At 71.2% G+C, this 15673-nt stretch carries 24 protein-coding genes; 21 read left to right on the top strand and 3 right to left on the bottom strand.

Features of this window, described 5'->3' with window-relative positions; translation table 11 throughout:
- Positions 1 to 3: 3 nt before the first annotated feature.
- Positions 4 to 261: a hypothetical protein gene (locus ACG83_RS10745; RefSeq protein ID WP_054566002.1), complete on the bottom strand. Its 258-nt coding sequence runs from the start codon at positions 259 to 261 to the stop codon at positions 4 to 6.
- Between the two features lie 84 nt (positions 262 to 345).
- Here ACG83_RS10745 and ACG83_RS10740 point away from each other — a divergent pair, with 84 nt between their 5' ends.
- Genes ACG83_RS10740 through ACG83_RS10670 form a run of 17 tightly spaced genes read left to right on the top strand, consistent with a single transcriptional unit; the run spans position 346 to position 11416 of the window.
- Positions 346 to 1080, top strand: coding sequence for a hypothetical protein (locus ACG83_RS10740; RefSeq protein WP_152991330.1), 735 nt, complete (start codon positions 346 to 348; stop codon positions 1078 to 1080).
- Positions 1077 to 2078: a hypothetical protein gene (locus tag ACG83_RS10735; protein WP_054566000.1), complete on the top strand. Its 1002-nt coding sequence runs from the start codon at positions 1077 to 1079 to the stop codon at positions 2076 to 2078. Before ACG83_RS10740 ends, ACG83_RS10735 begins: the two co-directional genes overlap by 4 nt.
- Positions 2068 to 2769 carry a 7-cyano-7-deazaguanine synthase QueC gene (gene queC / locus ACG83_RS10730; protein ID WP_054565999.1) on the top strand — a complete coding sequence of 234 codons (702 nt, stop codon included), beginning with the start codon at positions 2068 to 2070 and terminating at the stop codon, positions 2767 to 2769. The genes ACG83_RS10735 and queC overlap by 11 nt, the downstream gene beginning before the upstream one ends.
- 1 nt (position 2770) lies before the next feature.
- Positions 2771 to 3142 (top strand): 6-carboxytetrahydropterin synthase, encoded by a 372-nt coding sequence (locus ACG83_RS10725; RefSeq protein WP_054565998.1) that lies wholly within the window; start codon positions 2771 to 2773, stop codon positions 3140 to 3142.
- Positions 3139 to 3864, top strand: a complete 726-nt coding sequence (locus ACG83_RS10720; protein WP_255354721.1) for a radical SAM protein — start codon at positions 3139 to 3141, stop codon at positions 3862 to 3864. The genes ACG83_RS10725 and ACG83_RS10720 overlap by 4 nt, the downstream gene beginning before the upstream one ends.
- Complete coding sequence (folE, locus tag ACG83_RS10715; RefSeq protein WP_054565997.1) at positions 3864 to 4460, top strand: GTP cyclohydrolase I; 597 nt, start codon at positions 3864 to 3866, stop codon at positions 4458 to 4460. Before ACG83_RS10720 ends, folE begins: the two co-directional genes overlap by 1 nt.
- Positions 4460 to 4924, top strand: coding sequence for a hypothetical protein (locus tag ACG83_RS45980; protein ID WP_054565996.1), 465 nt, complete (start codon positions 4460 to 4462; stop codon positions 4922 to 4924). The genes folE and ACG83_RS45980 overlap by 1 nt, the downstream gene beginning before the upstream one ends.
- Complete coding sequence (locus ACG83_RS10705) at positions 4917 to 5495, top strand: hypothetical protein (RefSeq protein WP_054565995.1); 579 nt, start codon at positions 4917 to 4919, stop codon at positions 5493 to 5495. Before ACG83_RS45980 ends, ACG83_RS10705 begins: the two co-directional genes overlap by 8 nt.
- 2 nt (positions 5496 to 5497) lie before the next feature.
- Positions 5498 to 5656 (top strand): hypothetical protein, encoded by a 159-nt coding sequence (locus tag ACG83_RS45315; RefSeq protein ID WP_158230803.1) that lies wholly within the window; start codon positions 5498 to 5500, stop codon positions 5654 to 5656.
- A gap of 23 nt (positions 5657 to 5679) precedes the next feature.
- Positions 5680 to 7236 carry a hypothetical protein gene (locus ACG83_RS10700; RefSeq protein WP_054565994.1) on the top strand — a complete coding sequence of 519 codons (1557 nt, stop codon included), beginning with the start codon at positions 5680 to 5682 and terminating at the stop codon, positions 7234 to 7236.
- Positions 7237 to 7247: 11 nt separating this feature from the next.
- Entirely contained in the window at positions 7248 to 7517 is a 270-nt protein-coding gene (locus tag ACG83_RS10695) for a hypothetical protein (protein ID WP_054565993.1), read from the top strand.
- Positions 7514 to 7834 carry a hypothetical protein gene (locus ACG83_RS10690; RefSeq protein ID WP_152991329.1) on the top strand — a complete coding sequence of 107 codons (321 nt, stop codon included), beginning with the start codon at positions 7514 to 7516 and terminating at the stop codon, positions 7832 to 7834. Before ACG83_RS10695 ends, ACG83_RS10690 begins: the two co-directional genes overlap by 4 nt.
- Positions 7831 to 7953, top strand: a complete 123-nt coding sequence (locus ACG83_RS47590; protein ID WP_255354720.1) for a hypothetical protein — start codon at positions 7831 to 7833, stop codon at positions 7951 to 7953. The genes ACG83_RS10690 and ACG83_RS47590 overlap by 4 nt, the downstream gene beginning before the upstream one ends.
- Positions 7950 to 8213 (top strand): hypothetical protein, encoded by a 264-nt coding sequence (locus ACG83_RS45310; protein WP_054565991.1) that lies wholly within the window; start codon positions 7950 to 7952, stop codon positions 8211 to 8213. The genes ACG83_RS47590 and ACG83_RS45310 overlap by 4 nt, the downstream gene beginning before the upstream one ends.
- A gap of 7 nt (positions 8214 to 8220) precedes the next feature.
- Entirely contained in the window at positions 8221 to 9669 is a 1449-nt protein-coding gene (locus tag ACG83_RS10680) for a phage portal protein (protein WP_054565990.1), read from the top strand.
- Positions 9662 to 10666, top strand: a complete 1005-nt coding sequence (locus ACG83_RS10675) for a hypothetical protein (RefSeq protein WP_054565989.1) — start codon at positions 9662 to 9664, stop codon at positions 10664 to 10666. Before ACG83_RS10680 ends, ACG83_RS10675 begins: the two co-directional genes overlap by 8 nt.
- 42 nt (positions 10667 to 10708) lie before the next feature.
- Positions 10709 to 11416, top strand: a complete 708-nt coding sequence (locus ACG83_RS10670; RefSeq protein ID WP_054565988.1) for a hypothetical protein — start codon at positions 10709 to 10711, stop codon at positions 11414 to 11416.
- An 18-nt stretch (positions 11417 to 11434) separates the two neighbouring features.
- On the opposite strand, the gene ACG83_RS10665 is transcribed toward ACG83_RS10670, so the two are convergent.
- Entirely contained in the window at positions 11435 to 11923 is a 489-nt protein-coding gene (locus ACG83_RS10665; RefSeq protein ID WP_054565987.1) for a hypothetical protein, read from the bottom strand.
- Complete coding sequence (locus ACG83_RS44055) at positions 11920 to 13059, bottom strand: effector-associated domain EAD1-containing protein (RefSeq protein WP_152991327.1); 1140 nt, start codon at positions 13057 to 13059, stop codon at positions 11920 to 11922. Before ACG83_RS44055 ends, ACG83_RS10665 begins: the two co-directional genes overlap by 4 nt.
- Before the next feature lie 214 nt (positions 13060 to 13273).
- Between ACG83_RS44055 and ACG83_RS10660 the strand changes: the two genes are divergently transcribed.
- Genes ACG83_RS10660 through ACG83_RS10645 form a run of 4 tightly spaced genes read left to right on the top strand, consistent with a single transcriptional unit; the run spans position 13274 to position 15672 of the window.
- Positions 13274 to 14230: a phage major capsid protein gene (locus tag ACG83_RS10660; RefSeq protein ID WP_235497820.1), complete on the top strand. Its 957-nt coding sequence runs from the start codon at positions 13274 to 13276 to the stop codon at positions 14228 to 14230.
- Complete coding sequence (locus tag ACG83_RS10655) at positions 14230 to 14574, top strand: hypothetical protein (protein WP_054565986.1); 345 nt, start codon at positions 14230 to 14232, stop codon at positions 14572 to 14574. Before ACG83_RS10660 ends, ACG83_RS10655 begins: the two co-directional genes overlap by 1 nt.
- Complete coding sequence (locus ACG83_RS10650; RefSeq protein WP_054565985.1) at positions 14571 to 15221, top strand: hypothetical protein; 651 nt, start codon at positions 14571 to 14573, stop codon at positions 15219 to 15221. Before ACG83_RS10655 ends, ACG83_RS10650 begins: the two co-directional genes overlap by 4 nt.
- 10 nt (positions 15222 to 15231) lie before the next feature.
- Positions 15232 to 15672, top strand: a complete 441-nt coding sequence (locus ACG83_RS10645) for a hypothetical protein (protein WP_054565984.1) — start codon at positions 15232 to 15234, stop codon at positions 15670 to 15672.
- Position 15673: the final 1 nt, after the last annotated feature.

Genomic DNA, 15673 nt, shown 5'->3' with positions numbered 1-15673 from the left:
CGGCTACGCATCCGGCTGGTCGCCGCGCTCCAGCGAGACGTCGCGCGGCGGGATGGGCAGGATCTCGCGGACCTCACGCGCCTCGGCGCTGGCTCGCTCGCTTCGCAGTAGGGCCAGCACAGTGCCGATCGCCGCGGTGGCAATGCCGACCGCGGTGGCCACCGAGTTCAGGTCACCGTCCCGCACGAGCACAACCACCGCGAGAGCGACCGCCCCCGTGAACACCACCGCAGCCACGGCCGCCTGCGCCCGTCCCGACATGGCGAGCCCCCTACCTTCGACACCCGTCCGTACTCATAGCATTACACTGCGCTGTCATCCGCCGCGAGGGAAGTAGGCAGAGACATGGCGAGAGCTGATAGCGGTCCGCAGGCACCCGAAACGGGGCTGAGTGCGGGCGCGGGCGGCTCACCCCGATGGATCGCCTACGTGCCGCTGGGTGAGGTGCGTGAGGCCGAGCGCAACGCCAAGGCCCACGACCTCGACCACATCAAGGCCCTGATCACGCGGTTCGGGTTCGCTGGCTCCGCAGTGCACGACGGCCGCACCGGGCGGATCATCGCCGGCCATGGGCGGCTGGAGTCCCTGCGCGCGATGGAGGCCGAAGGCCAGGACCCCCCGGACGGCATCGTGCGCGGGGAGGACGGCACCTGGCGGATGCCGGTGGAGCACGGCTGGTCGTCCCGCTCGGATGCCGAGGCCGAGGCGCTCGGCGTCGCGCTGAACGAGGCGACCACGCGCGGCGGGTGGGACGAGCCTGCGCTCACCGGACTGCTGGCCGATCTCGACTCCGCGGACGCCGAACTGCGCCGGCTCGCCGGATGGGACGACACCCACTTCGACGCGCTCGTGGCGTTGTGCGCTGTTCCTGGGCCATCCGGGGCCGGGATGGATGGGGGCGAATCCCCTGCGATCTCCGGGGACGAGGCGGACCAGGCCGTTCTCGACGACACCGACCGCGCGGCCTGGCCGGTCATTCGCGCGCAGGTCTCCCACGAGTTGTATGCACGTTGGCGCTCGGTGGACGGTGCGGACGACGCGGCTCGCGTCGGGGTGCTGCTGGACCTGGCCGGGACGTGAGCGTGTCCGTCAACCTGCTGTTGTCGTACGCGCTCAACGCCAGCGTCGACCTCGCTGCCGTTCGGACGAACCTCGTGTGCGGTCAGATGATGATCGACTCAGGCGCCTTCACTGCTCACAGCAGCGGTCGTCCGATTGAACTGGGGGCGTATGCGTGGTACCTGGAGCGGTGGCGCGGCCACTGGGACCACGCAATCACCCTCGACGTCATCGGCGACCCCGCGGCCACCCGGGCCAACACCCGTAAGCTGCACGACCGCGGACTTCCGGTTATGCCGGTGTTCACTCGCGGCGACTCTCTCGCCGAGTTCGACGCAATGGTGCGCGAGGTCGGTTACGTCTGTGTCGGAGGGCTGGTCGGCATGCCCGGCGAGGCACAGACGGCGCGGGTCGGGATGCTCCAGCGTCGAGCCGAACGTCTCGGCGGAGGCATCCACGCCCTCGGTGTTGGGGCGCTGAGCGTCCTGCGTAGGGCTCGGCCATACTCCGCGGACGCTTCCAATATCTCAGTGCAGTTCCGCTATGGCGGGATTGCCTACTTCGACGGACGCGACGTACGCCAAGTGACCGTAGCCGACCATGCGGCGATACTTCGCGCCCATCGGCACCTCATGGAACACGAGATCGACCTAGCCCCGCTGGTCCGAGCCGGGCGCCTCCCCAGCAAGGCCGGCGGGCGCCAGGACCTGATGAAGGCGATGAGTCTCTCCTATGCCGCCGCCGACGAGGCCTTGCGCCAATGGATCCCTGTCCCTCCACCTGTCCGGTTCACGAACAGCGGACCGCACCTGTTCAGCTCGGTGTCGGGTAACGACTACGAGGGCGCAAGCGCCGCCGACGCTCACCTGCACGGGCGACGTCCCGTCGGCGCCGGACTGGGTGCCCTGCCGCTTCTCGGACAGGACCCCGCCCGCGTCGCTCCCTGGAACCCACCGATCTGGCGGCGCTGGGGAAGTCGCCACGTCTGCCGCCGAAGGGGCCTCACCGATGCCGCGTGACCTTGTCCTGCTGTCCGGGGGGCTGGACTCCTCCACCCTGCTCGCCGAACGGGCGAAGGAGAACACCGCGCGACTGGCGCTGTCGGTCGACTACGGACAGCGCCACGCTCGGGAGCTGCGTGCCGCCGCCGAGGTCGCCGCGCACTACGCGGTGCCCCACCTCGTGCTCGATCTGACTGCCTGGGGCTCGCTGCTGGTCGGCTCCGCGCTGACCGACCCGGCGGTGGGCGTGCCGAACGGGCACTACGCCGCGGAGTCGATGCGGGCGACGGTGGTGCCGAACCGCAACGCAACCCTGCTCATGGCCGCCGCAGGCGTCGCGCTGGCGCACGGGTGCGACCGAGTGCTGACGGCCGTCCACACTGGGGACCATCCGATCTACCCGGACTGCCGGCCCGAGTTCATCGCCGCGGCGAGCGAGGCTACGCAGCGGGGCACCGACAGTGCGGTCACCGTCGAGGCACCGTACGTGCACACCTCCAAGGCTGACATCGCCCGGATCGCCGGCTTGGTCGGGCTTCCCGTCGCGCTGACCTGGTCCTGCTACGAGGGCGGCGAGCGGCACTGTGGCCGGTGCGGAACCTGCGTCGAGCGCGCCGAGGCTCTCCACCTCGCGGGCGTGCTCGACCCCACGGAGTACGCCGACCCCAACTTTTGGCGCAGTGCCGTCGGTGCCGCCGAGGGGAGATGACATGTATGAGATCAGCAAGGACTTCCCCTTCTCGGCCTCGCACGTGCTGGAGGGGCTGCCCGATGGGCACCAGTGCGCCCGACTGCATGGCCACAACTACGTCGCGCGGGTGATCCTGTCCGCCGAGAAGCTGGACACGGTCGGATTCGTCGTGGACTACGGCGCGCTGGCCCCGGTGAAGCGCTGGATCGACGGAGTGCTGGACCACAGGCACCTCAACGACGAGCTGGAGTTCAACCCGACCGCGGAGAACCTCGCCCGGTTCCTGGCCAACCTGGTGCCCCGGCTGGTGGAGATCCCCAAAGGGGTCTCCGTGTCGGTGGCGGTGTCCGAGACGCCCAAGACCTGGGCGACCTGGCGGGAGACCTCGTGACGGCCCTGGTGCGGGCCGGCGGGGCCACCCTGCCGGTGTCAGAGGTCTTCGGCCCAACCCTGCAAGGAGAGGGGCCGCACGCGGGCCGACTGGCCACGTTCATCCGCCTCGGCGGATGCGATCTTTCGTGCGCCTGGTGTGACACCGCGTACACCTGGGACGGGTCGCGCTATGACCTGCGGGTGGAACTCACCCCCACCTCACCCGAGGCGCTGGCGGCGCAGGCGGGCACGCCGATTGTAGTGATCACCGGTGGGGAGCCACTGCTGCATCAGGACTCCCCCGCGTGGGCTCGGTTGCTGGACCTGCTGCGCGACCGCGGCCACACCATCCACGTGGAGACCAACGGCACCCGCGGCCCCAACGAGGTCAGCCTGGCCTCCGTGACCGCCTGGGTGGTCTCCCCCAAGCTGCCCAGCGCCGGCCCGCACCGCGGCCACCAGGACCCCGCCCTGCACCCGGACTGGCCAGCGCTGGCCTGGGAGGGCACCGGGGTGCACCTGAAGGTGGTGTGCGCGGACGAGGCCGAGGTGGCCCAGGCCGCCGCACTGGCCTCCCGCACACGCTGGCCCGGCGTGCGGGTGTGGGTGATGCCGCGCGGGACCACGCGGGCGGAGCTTGACGCCACCTGGCCCGTGGTGGCCCAGGCCGCCACCGAGCACGGCCTCAACGCCACCCACCGCCTGCACGTCCTGGCCTGGGGCGACGAAAGGGGCCGGTGATGGACCTGGACAGGGCCGCCGCGGCGGTGGCCGAGCTGCTGGATGCCTTCGGGGTACAGGCGGACGACCACACCCGGGACACCCCCGGGCGAGTGGCGCGCGCGTGGGCGGAGCGGCTGTCCGGCTACGGCGAGGACCCGGCGCGGCACCTGGCCACCACCTTCACTGGCCCGCCGTCCGGCGACCTGGTGGTGGTGTCCGGCATCCGCGTGACCACCACCTGCGCGCACCATCTGCTGCCCATCACCGGCACCGCCACCGTCGCCTACCGGCCCGGGGAGCAGGGCCGCTTGGTGGGGCTGTCCAAGCTCGCGCGGGTGGTGGAGGACTCCGCGCGCCGGCTCCAGGTGCAGGAGACCCTCACCTACCAGGTGGCCGCCGCGGTGTCCGGCGCGCTGGATCCGGTGGGGGCCGGATGCGTGATCACCGCGCACCACGGGTGCATGGCGGTGCGCGGCATCCGACAGCCTGCCGCGCTCACCATGACCGCCTCCTGGCAGGGTCGCTGGACTCCGCAGAGCACGGACGCGCGCACGGTGCTGGACGAACACCGGGCCTCGGCGCGAGCCGGCGGGCTGATCGGCGGGGGTGGCTGATGGCCCGGCCCAGTGGGCTCACCCCGGAGGTCCAGGCCCGGATCTGCGACGCCATCGGCATCGGCGCCTACCAGGTGGAGGCCGCGCGCTTCGCCGGGGTCGCGGAGAACACGCTGCTGGGCTGGCTGCGCGCCGGCCGCCGGGACCTCGCGGAGGGTCAGGAGGACACCGCGCACGCCCGCTTCGTCGCCGAATACGAGCAGGCCGAGGCCAAGGCTGTGATCCGCGCGCTGACGGTGGTCCAACGAGCGGCGGCCGAGGGGGACTGGCGCGCGGCGATGGGTTGGCTGTCTCGCCGGCACACCCAGCGGTGGGGCGAGCGCGGGCAGGTGGACGTGCAGGTCACCCGCGTGGACCCGGCCGACATCGAGCTGGCCGCGCTGATTCGTGAGGCCAAGGCGCGGACCGCGGTCGAGGAGGAGGCGCTGCGCCAGGGCACCCAGGAAGGGCGCGCCGATGGGTGAGCGGGACACCGAGCTGGAGGAGCGTCCGGGCCGGGCCGTGATCACTCTCGACGAGGACACGATCGCCCAGCTTCTGACCTTGCCCGCCGGCATGCGGGTGGCCGGGGTGTCGGCCGACTTCATGCGGATGGCGCTGCTGGTGCTGGTGGAGAGCCCGGACCTGCCACCGGTCGACCCGGGCTGCTATCCGCCCGAGCTCGGCGGCCGGGCCGCGACCGAGTACCTCTTCCTCCCGGAGGTGCCGGACCTCCAGGGTGAGCAGTCTCTCGCCGAGGGCATGGTCCGGTTCGTCCCAGACCCTGACTCCGGCGGGCCCAGCCGGACCGGCCTGTGGGTGCGTTGGTCGTGGCGCATGGGATGGCAGGCCTCCCCGGCGCCAGCGTCGTACCGGTGTGGTCTCGGCTGGTGCGAGCAGCCGGCGGCCCTGGCATTCGTGGCGGGGGTACGCCGCGGCGCCTACGAGTCGGACGCCCGCCGGGGGGCGCTGCTGCTGTGCGAGCACCACGCGGACAGCACGCCACGGCAGTGGAGGGACGAGGACCACCAGAGCGCCGAGCGCGGGAAGGGGTAGCCGTGCCGTACCGGATCTCCAAACGCGGCGGCAAGCACCGGGTGGTGAAGAAGGGCACCGGCGAGACTGCCGGCAAGAAGGCCGACCACTCCTCCCGTGCCGCCGCGGTGAAGCAGCTCGTCGCGATCAAGAAGAGCAAGGGGAAGGGGAAGGCGCGCTGACCGCCCTGCTGGAGCGCCCGCGGGTGGCAGACCCGTACAGCCCGGACGCGGACGCGGAGACGTTCGACCTGGAGGGGTGGCTCGCCACGTTCGACGAGCGGCTGCTGGCCAGCCCGGAGGGGCGACGCACGCTCACACGCCTCTCGCCCCTTCTCTTCGCGCTGCTGTACTGCCCGCACCACCTGCGCGGGGACGAGACCAACGGGGAGATCACGTTCGCCGACTTCCACCTCGCGCTGTTCCGGCACGCGCGCACGTGGGCACTGCCGCCGTCCAGCCCAGCGGAGCACCGGGACGTCTGGGTGGCCCCGCGCAACGCGGGCAAGACCACTCTCCTGTTCCTGATCCTGCCGCTGTGGGCCGCCGCGCACGGGTGGGTGCGGTTCATCGCCGCGTTCGCCGATGCCGGGGTGCAGGCCGAGCAGCACCTGGACACCTTCCGCCGGGAGCTGGAGACCAACACGCTGCTGCGGCAGGACTACCCGGACCTGTGCGCCCCGGCCACGCGGCCCCGAGGCACCACCGTGGCCGACACCCAGCACATGATCCAGCAGCGCGGCGGCTTCGTGTTCGCCGCGCGAGGCATCGACGCGGGCGTGCTCGGCATGAAGGTGGGCGCGCTGCGGCCAGACCTGCTCGTGCTGGACGACGTCGAGCCCCACGAGGGCACGTACAGCGCGTACCAGGCCAGCAAGCGCCTGGTCGCGATCGTGGACGCGATCCTGCCGCTCAACGCCTTCGCGCGGGTGGTCGTGGTGGGCACGGTGGTGATGGCCGGATCGATCATCCACCAGCTCGTGCGGACCATCACCGAGCCCGAGGCGGAGCTGGACGAACGGCTCGCGGCCGAGCGGTTCGCGGTGCACCACTTCGCGCCGATCGTGGACCGGGGAGACGGCACGCGCCGCTCGTGCTGGCCGGGCAAGTGGACGCTGGCCTACCTGGAGTCCATCGAGCACACGCGCTCGTACGCCAAGAACTTCGCCAACCAGCCCGTCTCGCTGGACGGGGACTACTGGGGGCCGGGGGACATCGTCTACGCGGACCCGCCGCTGGTGCGGGCGCTGCTCTCGATCGACCCGGCCACCACCTCCAAGACCGCCTCCCACCCCTACGGCCTGGCGGTGGTGGGGCTGGCCCGGCCGGCGCCGAAGATCCGCCGGTGCGTGGTGCGCTACGCCGCCTCGCTGCGCCTGCCCCCCGCGGACCTGCGCACCACTGTGCTGGGCGTGCTCGCGCGGCACCCGGAGGTGGGCGCGGTGCTGATCGAGACCAACCAGGGCGGCGAGGCCTGGCTGGAAATCCTGCACGACCTGCCGGTGCGGGTGATCACTGTGCACCAGTCCGAGCCGAAGGACTTCCGCGCGGCCCGGACGCTGAACCACTACCAGCGCCGGTGCGCGGACGGCCTGCCCGAGGTGGTGCACGCCCGGCGGCTGCCCGCGGCGGAGACGGAGATGCTCGCCTACCCGCGCGGCCTGACGGACGACGTGGTCGATGCCACCGGGACCGGAGTCTGGTTCTTCCTTGATCGAAAGAAGCCGAGCGGGCCGTCCGGCTCGGCCAGCACCTACGCCTGAGAGGAGAACTCGTGAGCCTATCGATGCCAGCTGCGGCCATCGAGGACGCACTGACCGCGGACCTGGCGGCGCAGGCCGAGCAGAACCCGGACGCCGTCCCGTACGTGGCGGGCGGGGTGCTGACCCACTGGGTGGCGGTCTCCGCGTGGACGCGGGTGGACGGGGTAGGGCCGCTGGCCATGGTGCAGATCCACTGCCGCGACGAGCAGATGCCGCTGTGGCAGCTCCGCGGCCTGCTGCACGAGGCGCTGCGGGTATGCACCGAGCAGGAGGAGGCGTGACGAGGACCGGGAGCGCCGCGCTCCCCCGGCGGTTCCTGCTGGTGCGCGACCGGGACATCTCCGGGGTGTCCGGCCTCGGGGAGGTGGCACAGGGCACCTGCTGGGACGACGGGGTGGCCGCGCTGCACTGGCACGGGGAACACCGCTCCACCGGGATCTACGCCAGCATGGAGCAGGTCCGGGCCATCCACGGCCACGGCGGGGCCACCCGCGTGGTGTGGTTGGACTGGCTCGGGGAGCCGAGCGCGCGGTGGACCTGCCCGCGCAGCAGCTCCCGGACGCGGACGCCCCCGCGGGCTCTCTGGGCTGGCACGTGATCTCCGGCGAGGACCTGCTGCGAATGCTGCGCCGGTGCGCGGGCGGCGAGAGCCCGGATCACGTGTACGCGGAGGAGTACGCCAACGCCGAGATCGAGCACCTGGACGGTGACTCGTGACATCGGAGCGGGAGGTGCCCGGCTTCGAGGGCACGGTCGGCCCGGGGCCCGGCGCGTACGGGCGCCCGCACGTCTATGCCCGGGACGTCACCAGCGGCGCCGGCAACTGCGTGTGCGGGGCCGACCTTGGCTCGACTCGGCACACCGAGGCCGCGCCGGGGGTTCCGGTGCCGGACTGGGCACGCCGCGGCGCCCGGACGGAGTACGCCGCCCGCTCCAGCGCGGACCGGCTGGCGCCCGGAGCCGGGTGGGACTCGTGAGGGCGACGTGTCGGACCTGACCGCGGCGGTGTGCGCGATCCGGGAGGCCCGGCCCGGCTACGAAGAGGCGATGGCCTACTACCGGGGGCAGGTGGACGAGGTGTTCGCCTCACCGGCCATCCGCAAGAAGCTCCAGGCCACCGGCGCCCACTACAAGATCAACCTTGCCTGCCGGCCGGTGGACGCCGTGCTGGAGCGGCTGCGCCTGCTGGGCCTGACCTCCCCGGACAAGGCGGCGGCCGACTGGCTGGCCGCGCAGTGGCGCCGCAACCGGATGCGGGCGGAGGTGGCCGACGCGCACCGGGACGCAGAGGTGTACGGGGACGCCTACCTGCTGGTGTGGCCCGGGGAAAGGGACGGGGACGTGGACGTGTTCCACAACTCCCCGTTGACCACCCGGGCGTTCTATGACGACGAGGACCCGCGGAAGGTCCGCTACGGCGCGAAGCTGTGGCTGCCCGCCTCGGGCCGGCTGCGCTCCACGCTCTACTACCCGGACCGGGTGGAGCGGTGGGTGCTGGTGGAGCAGCCCAGGCAGCGCGGCGAGGTGGACAGCGACTGGGAGCCCTACGGGGAGGATGACGACCACGAGGTCGAGCACGAGCTCGGCGAGGTGCCGGTGTTTCACCTGCGCACCGCCCGGCCCTACGGGGTGCCCGAGCACGCCAACGCCTACGGGCCGCAGAACGCGATCACCAAGCTGGTGGCCACCCTGATGTCCTCGATCGACTTCCAGGGCTTCCCGCAGCGCTACGCCGTAGCCGGCGGCGACGCGGACGACCCGGGCGGCTTCGACGAGGAGGACGAGACCCAGGCCCCCACGGCAGAGCGGTCCACCCTGCGTGCTGGGCCTGGGGAGCTGTGGTGGCTGCGCAACGTGGACAAGGTGGGCGAGTTCCAGGCCGCCAATGTCGCGGCGTTCCTCGACCCGGCCACGGCGATGGTGCAGTGGATGGGGGCCACCACCGCCACCCCGGCGCACTTCTTCGAGATCTCCGGGGACGCGCCCAGCGGGGAGAGCCTGCGCGCGGCCGAGGCGCCGCTGGACAAGAAGGTCGAGGACCGCCTCGCCGGCTTCGGCGACACCCACGAAGCCGCCTGGCGCTGCGCGGCCCGCGCGGCGGGCCTGGGCGAGGAGGTGGAGATCCGGCCGGCGTGGGCGCCGGTGCGCAGCATTGACGACCTGGAGGGCTGGAACGCCATCCAGGCCAAGATCGACGCCGGGGTTCCCACCCGGCAGGCCCTGCTGGAGTCCGGCTACTCCGCGGAGCAGGTGGAGGCCTGGGGCTACCACCGCGGCGACGAGATCAAGCCGAAGGTCGACCTGCTGGTCAAGCTCGGGCAGGCCGTGCAGTCCCTCGGGGCCGGGGTGGCCCTCAACGTGATCAGCGCGGAGCAGGTGGAGCGCGCGGTAAGCGCCCTGATCGACGCCCCGGACGAGGACGCCAGTGCCTGACCAGGAGGCGCTGGACGCCGCGGCGCATGAGATGGGCAAGCTGGTGGACGCCACCACCGAGGCCGTCGCCGGTGAGCTGGCCGCGGGATTGGCTGGGTGGGCCACGGTGGCGGCCCGCGGGTGGCTGCGCGCGTTCGGCGCGCTGGAGGCCCCGGCCGGCCCCGGGGTGGTCGGGCTGCTGTCCTCGCTGCGTACCGCGCTGGCCGGAGCGTTCGCCGGTGCCGCCGATATCGCGACACGGGCACTGTCGGCCGCGTTGGTGCGTGCTCGCGCGCTCGGGGTGCGGCAGGCTCGTGAGCAGCTACCTCCAGGCGCTGATCCCCCCGTGCCGGCGCCTGGGGGTGCTACCCCCGGCGCGCGGGCCGCGCTGGCTCCCGTGGCCGCGATGGTGGGCGAGCAGCAGGTGGCCGCGCTGGCCCTGCTGCGGCCCGAGCTGGTGCGGGCCTCCGGGTACTCCGCGCTGGAAATGGCACTCGGGCAGGCCCGCCGCGCGGTCACCCGGCTGGAGACGCACACCGCCGTGGTGGTGGTCTCCGCGGTGGACGATGCCGTGGCCGAGGTCAGCCAGGCCGCCGGGATGCGCCGGGTGTGGGTGGCCGAGCGGGACGCCTGCCTGGCCTGCACGCGCCTGGCCGGAGTGGTGTGCGACGCGGACGGCACCTGGAGCAAGACCGCCACCTACGGCGACACCGCACCGAAGGTGGCGGGCGCCCTCAAGGGAGCACCTCGCCATCCCCGGTGCCGGTGCCACACCATCCCGTACGCGCCGGACCGGGACGCGGACTGGGCGGCGGCACTACGCCGGGAGGCGGTGCGCTCGGTGTTGCGCGGCTGGTCCCTGCCGAGCGAGTCAGGCGCCGCACGGGTGCGCGCGGCCGACAGGCTGCTGGCCACGATCTCCCCCGCCGGCGCCCCGGCCTCGGTGCGTCAGGTGGCTGCCCGCGCCGTACGCGAGGGCCACTTCCCGGGCCGGCAGGTCCCCGTAGCAACCCGCTGACCACCCGCCCGTTGGGCGCGACCGACATGAGAGGAGCACGCGATGGCAGACGAGGACGCCCGGCCCGAGCCGGAGGACGACGACACCGACGACGCCGGCGCTGAGGAGGGCAAGGTCGGCAGCAAGGAGGAGAGCAGGACCGACCCGAAGTCCGGCGGCGGGGACGACGACCGCGACGCGGACGCCGACGAGAACGCCAGCAAGGACGCGGACGACAACGGCGACGAGGACCGGCCGAGCGCGTCCGAACTGCGCACCCTGCGGGACTCCCTGGCCCGCACTCGGGAGGAGGCACGCCGCTACCGCACCGATCTGCGCAAGCTCAAGGAGCAGGTGGCCGCGGACAAGCGCAAGGGCGAGAGTGACCACGACAAGGCCCTGAGGGAGGCCCAGGAGGAGTCCGCGAAGGAGACCGAGGGGCGCTACAAGCCGATCATCGTCCGCTCCGCGGCCAAGGCCGCGTTCCACGACGCGAATGCCGCGCTGATCGACGAGAACGGCAAGCCGTCGGAGGGCAAGTTCGCGCGGCTGTACCGCCTGCTGGACCAGGACAGCATCGAGGTGGACGTGGACGGGGAGGTGACCGGCCTGGCTGACCAGGTGGAGGCGATCAAGGCCGACTACCCGGAGTTCTTCCCCAGGCCCAAGCCGGAGCCGGCGAAGCGACCGAAGGCCGACGCCGCAGACCGCAAGCCCGAGCCGGCCAAGGCCAAGACCTCGGCCGAGCGACTGGCCGCGCTGCTGGGCTGAGGGCGGCGGCCCGGTCGCTCAGGGTGCGGCCGGGCCGCCTCCGTTGGCGCTGGGGTCGACCGGCGGCGGACTCTGTGTGTTGATCGGAACTCGCGGCATGCGGCCGACGAACTTGCCGAGGACGAAGATGCCGGCGATCGCCACGGCGCCGCTCGTGACGATGAGGACGCCGTAGCCGGCTTGGCCGATGTCGCTGTAGTGCTTGGCGAGCGCCGAGAGATTTATGACGGCAGCGAAGCCTAAGCCGATCCCGGCTACACGAACACCTATCTCCGCCCAGGCTTGCCGGTACCGGTGACTCGCCTCACTGCCTGCCCGGCGGGTCCGCTCGCGGCGCTGTTCGATGAGGCTGTCGTGCTCGGCCTTCATGCGCTCCATGACGAACGCGCGAACCTCAGGGTCCTTGCGACTGAGCCTCTCAATAAGGCTGGCGTCATAGAGTCTTCCGACATCGAGCGAATCCAGACCCGGGACGGTGGCGGTCGATGTCTCATGGGAGGCGGTCACCGTCTTGGATCCTCATGACTCGTAGTAGTGTAGGAAGACTCCTCGGCCACGAGCTCACCGAAGCGTTGGAACTGACCGTCAAGTTCGTTTTCGATCTTAGTTAGAATTGCATGGAGGTTAGCCGAAACCTCGCCTTGATCAGGCTCGCGCGGCAGCGTAGGAGGCTGTGGCCTGACTGGGAGAGAGAAACGCAAAGCACGGAGCGCCGAACCGAGGATCTTTTTGAAAAAGCCTCCTTGCGGCGATGCGGGCCCGAGCGAATCCCGTTGACCGTCCGCATTCGACGGATTATCAGTCGACCCAATTTCGTCGACACTCGAGGTAGGTGAATACCGCCCCGCCTCGTCGGCAGATAGGAGCTGGATGCGCTGCCGCTCTCTGGATATCTCAGCGAGCAGCTCACCCTCTCCGGCCAGCTGCGCTGCGAGCCTCTGGCGTTCCTCAGAAAGCTTACCGAGAAGCGCACGTTCCCTTGCGACCTGAGCCCGCAGGAGTTGCAATTCCAGCGGTAGCCGATGGCGGTAATCACTTTCAAATTCAAACGAAGCGCGCCTAGCGCGCCGCCCCCCCACGTTTCCTCGCGGGGGCGGCGGATCGCTCGGCGGACTCTCCCGTGCACCCGTATCTCCGCCCCAAATAACGACCGAAACCGGCCCAGAGCCAAGACCCGGATTCCTGAGCACGAACGCCTCGATACGCCTCCGATGGAGCGGGGCTTCCGTTTCCTGCGGTCTATTTTGCCACGCAAAATGGGAGGCACTCCAAAGATTCGCCAGCTCCGCGAAAGGAGAGGTCGCCACCTCCATGAAAACATTTGAATCAACCAGGTTTACGCCTTGAGTACCAAGTTTACTCAAAAGGGTTCCGCGCCGAAAGACGGGATTTTCGGGAAATTCTTGATGTGCCACTCCAAGAATCTTTTCCCTCCCGTCTCTCAATGTGCCATCTTCGACACCGGCAATCACTTCAAACCAAATCTGCCAAACTTGCGGGAGATCGGGGAAATGAAATCCAGCCCTATCGAGCAAGCGACGAGTGTCAGCGAGATTCGGGTAGGCGGTGGCAAGCTCCGCCACCTCCTCGCCGGTGAACCGGTTCGCGCCCTGGAACCGAGTCCCCCGATCGACATCCGCCATGCACCCAGATTGCCACACTTGGTGCACGTCGTCACCATTGGGTCACACCCGCCCCGCACACCTTCCACTACCTCGACAGGGCCGCAACAGAGAGTTAGCATCACCGCCAGATCCGTGACGGATCGACGGCACGTCTCGCTGGCGCCCGGATGAGCGCGGCGAGCGGAGGCACCGGCACCACGGCTCCAGGTGGAGCGCACGGCAGGACGCCCGGATGGGCGAATCACTCACCCATCCGCACCGAAAGGCGCCCGCCGTGGCTCGCACGATCTTCGACGACTGGATTCCGGAGGAGCAGGACTCCGATGTCATCCAGCGCATCCGCCAGATGTCCGTGGTCGAGGACGTGGCGCTGCGCGTCCCGATGGGCACCGACACCCGCACCATCCCCCGCTCCGGCGGCGTGGAGGTCGAGGGCGTCGGCAAGGGGCAGACCTACGGCGAGGACGTCTCGCTCAACGACGAGGTGCTGCTGACCGCCCGCAAGATGGGCAAGGCCATCCGCATCGCGGATGAGGACCTCGCGGACTCCCCCGTGGCGATCATCCAGGTCAAGCAGCGGGACTGGGCGACCTCGTACGCCAAGTACCTGGATAACTCCACCCTGGGCTGCACCGGCGCGGAGAACGGGACCACGGTCCTGTTCACCAGCGTCTACCGGGCGATCCGCACCGATGACCCGGACGTCGGCTACGTGGCCAACAGCAACTACACCGCGACCGGGAGCGGCGGTCCCTCGTACGACGCGCTGTCCGAAACGGTCAACCTGGTGGAGAACTCGGACTACTGGGCCGAGGACGAGGTCCTCGTGCTCGCGCACCCGACCTTTCGGAAGAACTTCCGCGGCATCAAGGACGACTCCGGCCGTCCGATCTTCATCAGTGGCCGCGAGGGCACCCCGGACACGCTGTTCGAGCTGCCGGTGCGTTGGAGCATGGGCGCGCGGACCTCGGCGATCAACACCGCCCGGCCTGGCGGCAACCCGCTGATGATCGTGGGCAACCGGACCATGCTCAAGCTGGGCATGCGCTCGGGGCCGGAGTCCCGGATGGTGTCCGGCGACACCGGCATCGGCTTCCTGTCCGACGAGTCGATCCTGAAGATGCGCTCACGGCGCGGGTTCACGATCGGCCACCCGGGCGCTTTCGCGATCATGGAAGACACCCGCTGATGGCCACCCGGCAGGCCAGCGCCGAGACCCCTCGCGGCGAGAGCGCCGAGCAGGTGATCGCCCGCCGGGGACGGGACGAGCCCGAACGGGCCGGGCAGGCTCGGGAGTTCCGCCGGCAGTTCGTGGTGGACGCCCGCTCCTACGGCGAGGGCTTCGACCACGGCCCCAACCAGGCCGGCACCACGCATGAGGCCGTTTTCGCCGGGCTGCGCCCGGCCGGGGAGGCCCGCCTGGTCAGCGAGGAACCGCACCGGGACGGCCGGCACACCGTGCTCACCTACGCGGTGCCGGTGGAGCTCGCGGACCCGCGCGAGGCCGCCCAGGCCGAAGTGGAGCAGTCGTGACCCTCGATCACGGTCACGCCGGCGGCGCGCTGGCGGCCGGTGCCGGCATCCCCCTCCCCGGTGATGGGCGGGCCACCACGCTGTGGCGGGTCGAGCGCTGGGGCGCGGACGCCACCCGGTGGGCGACGCTCCGGCTGGACCGGGCGCCGACGGACCGGGACTTCGCGCGCCTGCGGGTGGCGCCGTACGCGGTGACCGAGCACCTGGGCAACGTGTTGTGCACCGCCGGGTGGACCAGGCTGCTCAACCTGGCTGGCGGCCTGGGCGGGCAGGCCTACGACAACACTCACACGCGCATCGGGGTGGGCAACGGCACCGTGACGGCGGGCGGGGGCTCGGTGCCGGCGGTGGCCGCGGACACCGACCTCGCGGCGGCCTCGGGCGCGGCCAACCGCTGGTTCCAGCTCGTCACCGCAAGCACAGGCGGACCGACGGTGGGCGGCACCGTGCCCAAGACGTTGACCTACGTGGCCGTGTTCGGCGGCTCCGACGGCAACTTCGCGTGGAACGAGATGGGCCTGGATGCCGGCACCGCGTCCGGCGCGACGGTGACCGCGCCGCTGCTCAACCACGCCACGTCGATCGCCCAGGGCACCAAGGCCGCCGGGCAGACCTGGACCGCCACCGCGACTCTCAGCTTCACGTAGCGGGGGCGGCATGGCCGACTCCAACATCAGCGCGAAGGACGCCGCCGACACCACCAAGACCCTCGACGCCCAGGATGTCGGCGGCGAGCTCCAGCAGACCGTCACCCTCGGAGACGGGATCACCCCGGGGCGCGTAGCCGGGGTGGACGCCGCGGGCAACCTCGCGGTGCGCGAGCGGGCCGCCAGCACCGGCACGCACACCAACGTCGCCGCCTCCGCCAGTGCGGTCACCGTCCTGGCGGCCAACACCGCCCGCATCGGGGCCGCGATCACCAACGAGTCCACCGCCACGCTCTACCTGCGGGTGGGCGCCGGCACCGTGACGGCCACGTCCTACACGGTCGCGCTCGGCCCCGGGGACTACTACGAGCTGCCCGCCCGGTACACCGGGATCGTCTCGGGGATCTGGTCCGCGGCCGACGGGGCGGCGCGAGTCGCCGAGTGGACCTGAG

The sequence above is a fragment of the Frankia sp. R43 genome, from assembly GCF_001306465.1.
Classification (GTDB): domain Bacteria; phylum Actinomycetota; class Actinomycetes; order Frankiales; family Frankiaceae; genus Parafrankia; species Parafrankia irregularis.
This window is presented reverse-complemented; position numbering and strand designations above follow the sequence as displayed.

Excerpts from the sequence above, each read along its gene's own strand:
- ACG83_RS10745 (WP_054566002.1), bottom strand. The coding sequence starts at position 261 with ATGTCGGGACGGGCGCAGGCGGCCGTGGCTGCGGTGGTGTTCACGGGG.
- ACG83_RS10740 (WP_152991330.1), top strand. The coding sequence starts at position 346 with ATGGCGAGAGCTGATAGCGGTCCGCAGGCACCCGAAACGGGGCTGAGT.
- queC (WP_054565999.1), top strand. The coding sequence starts at position 2,068 with ATGCCGCGTGACCTTGTCCTGCTGTCCGGGGGGCTGGACTCCTCCACC.
- ACG83_RS10725 (WP_054565998.1), top strand. The coding sequence starts at position 2,771 with ATGTATGAGATCAGCAAGGACTTCCCCTTCTCGGCCTCGCACGTGCTG.
- folE (WP_054565997.1), top strand. The coding sequence starts at position 3,864 with ATGGACCTGGACAGGGCCGCCGCGGCGGTGGCCGAGCTGCTGGATGCC.
- ACG83_RS45980 (WP_054565996.1), top strand. The coding sequence starts at position 4,460 with ATGGCCCGGCCCAGTGGGCTCACCCCGGAGGTCCAGGCCCGGATCTGC.
- ACG83_RS10705 (WP_054565995.1), top strand. The coding sequence starts at position 4,917 with ATGGGTGAGCGGGACACCGAGCTGGAGGAGCGTCCGGGCCGGGCCGTG.
- ACG83_RS10670 (WP_054565988.1), top strand. The coding sequence starts at position 10,709 with ATGGCAGACGAGGACGCCCGGCCCGAGCCGGAGGACGACGACACCGAC.
- ACG83_RS44055 (WP_152991327.1), bottom strand. The coding sequence starts at position 13,059 with ATGGCGGATGTCGATCGGGGGACTCGGTTCCAGGGCGCGAACCGGTTC.
- ACG83_RS10660 (WP_235497820.1), top strand. The coding sequence starts at position 13,274 with ATGGGCGAATCACTCACCCATCCGCACCGAAAGGCGCCCGCCGTGGCT.
- ACG83_RS10655 (WP_054565986.1), top strand. The coding sequence starts at position 14,230 with ATGGCCACCCGGCAGGCCAGCGCCGAGACCCCTCGCGGCGAGAGCGCC.
- ACG83_RS10645 (WP_054565984.1), top strand. The coding sequence starts at position 15,232 with ATGGCCGACTCCAACATCAGCGCGAAGGACGCCGCCGACACCACCAAG.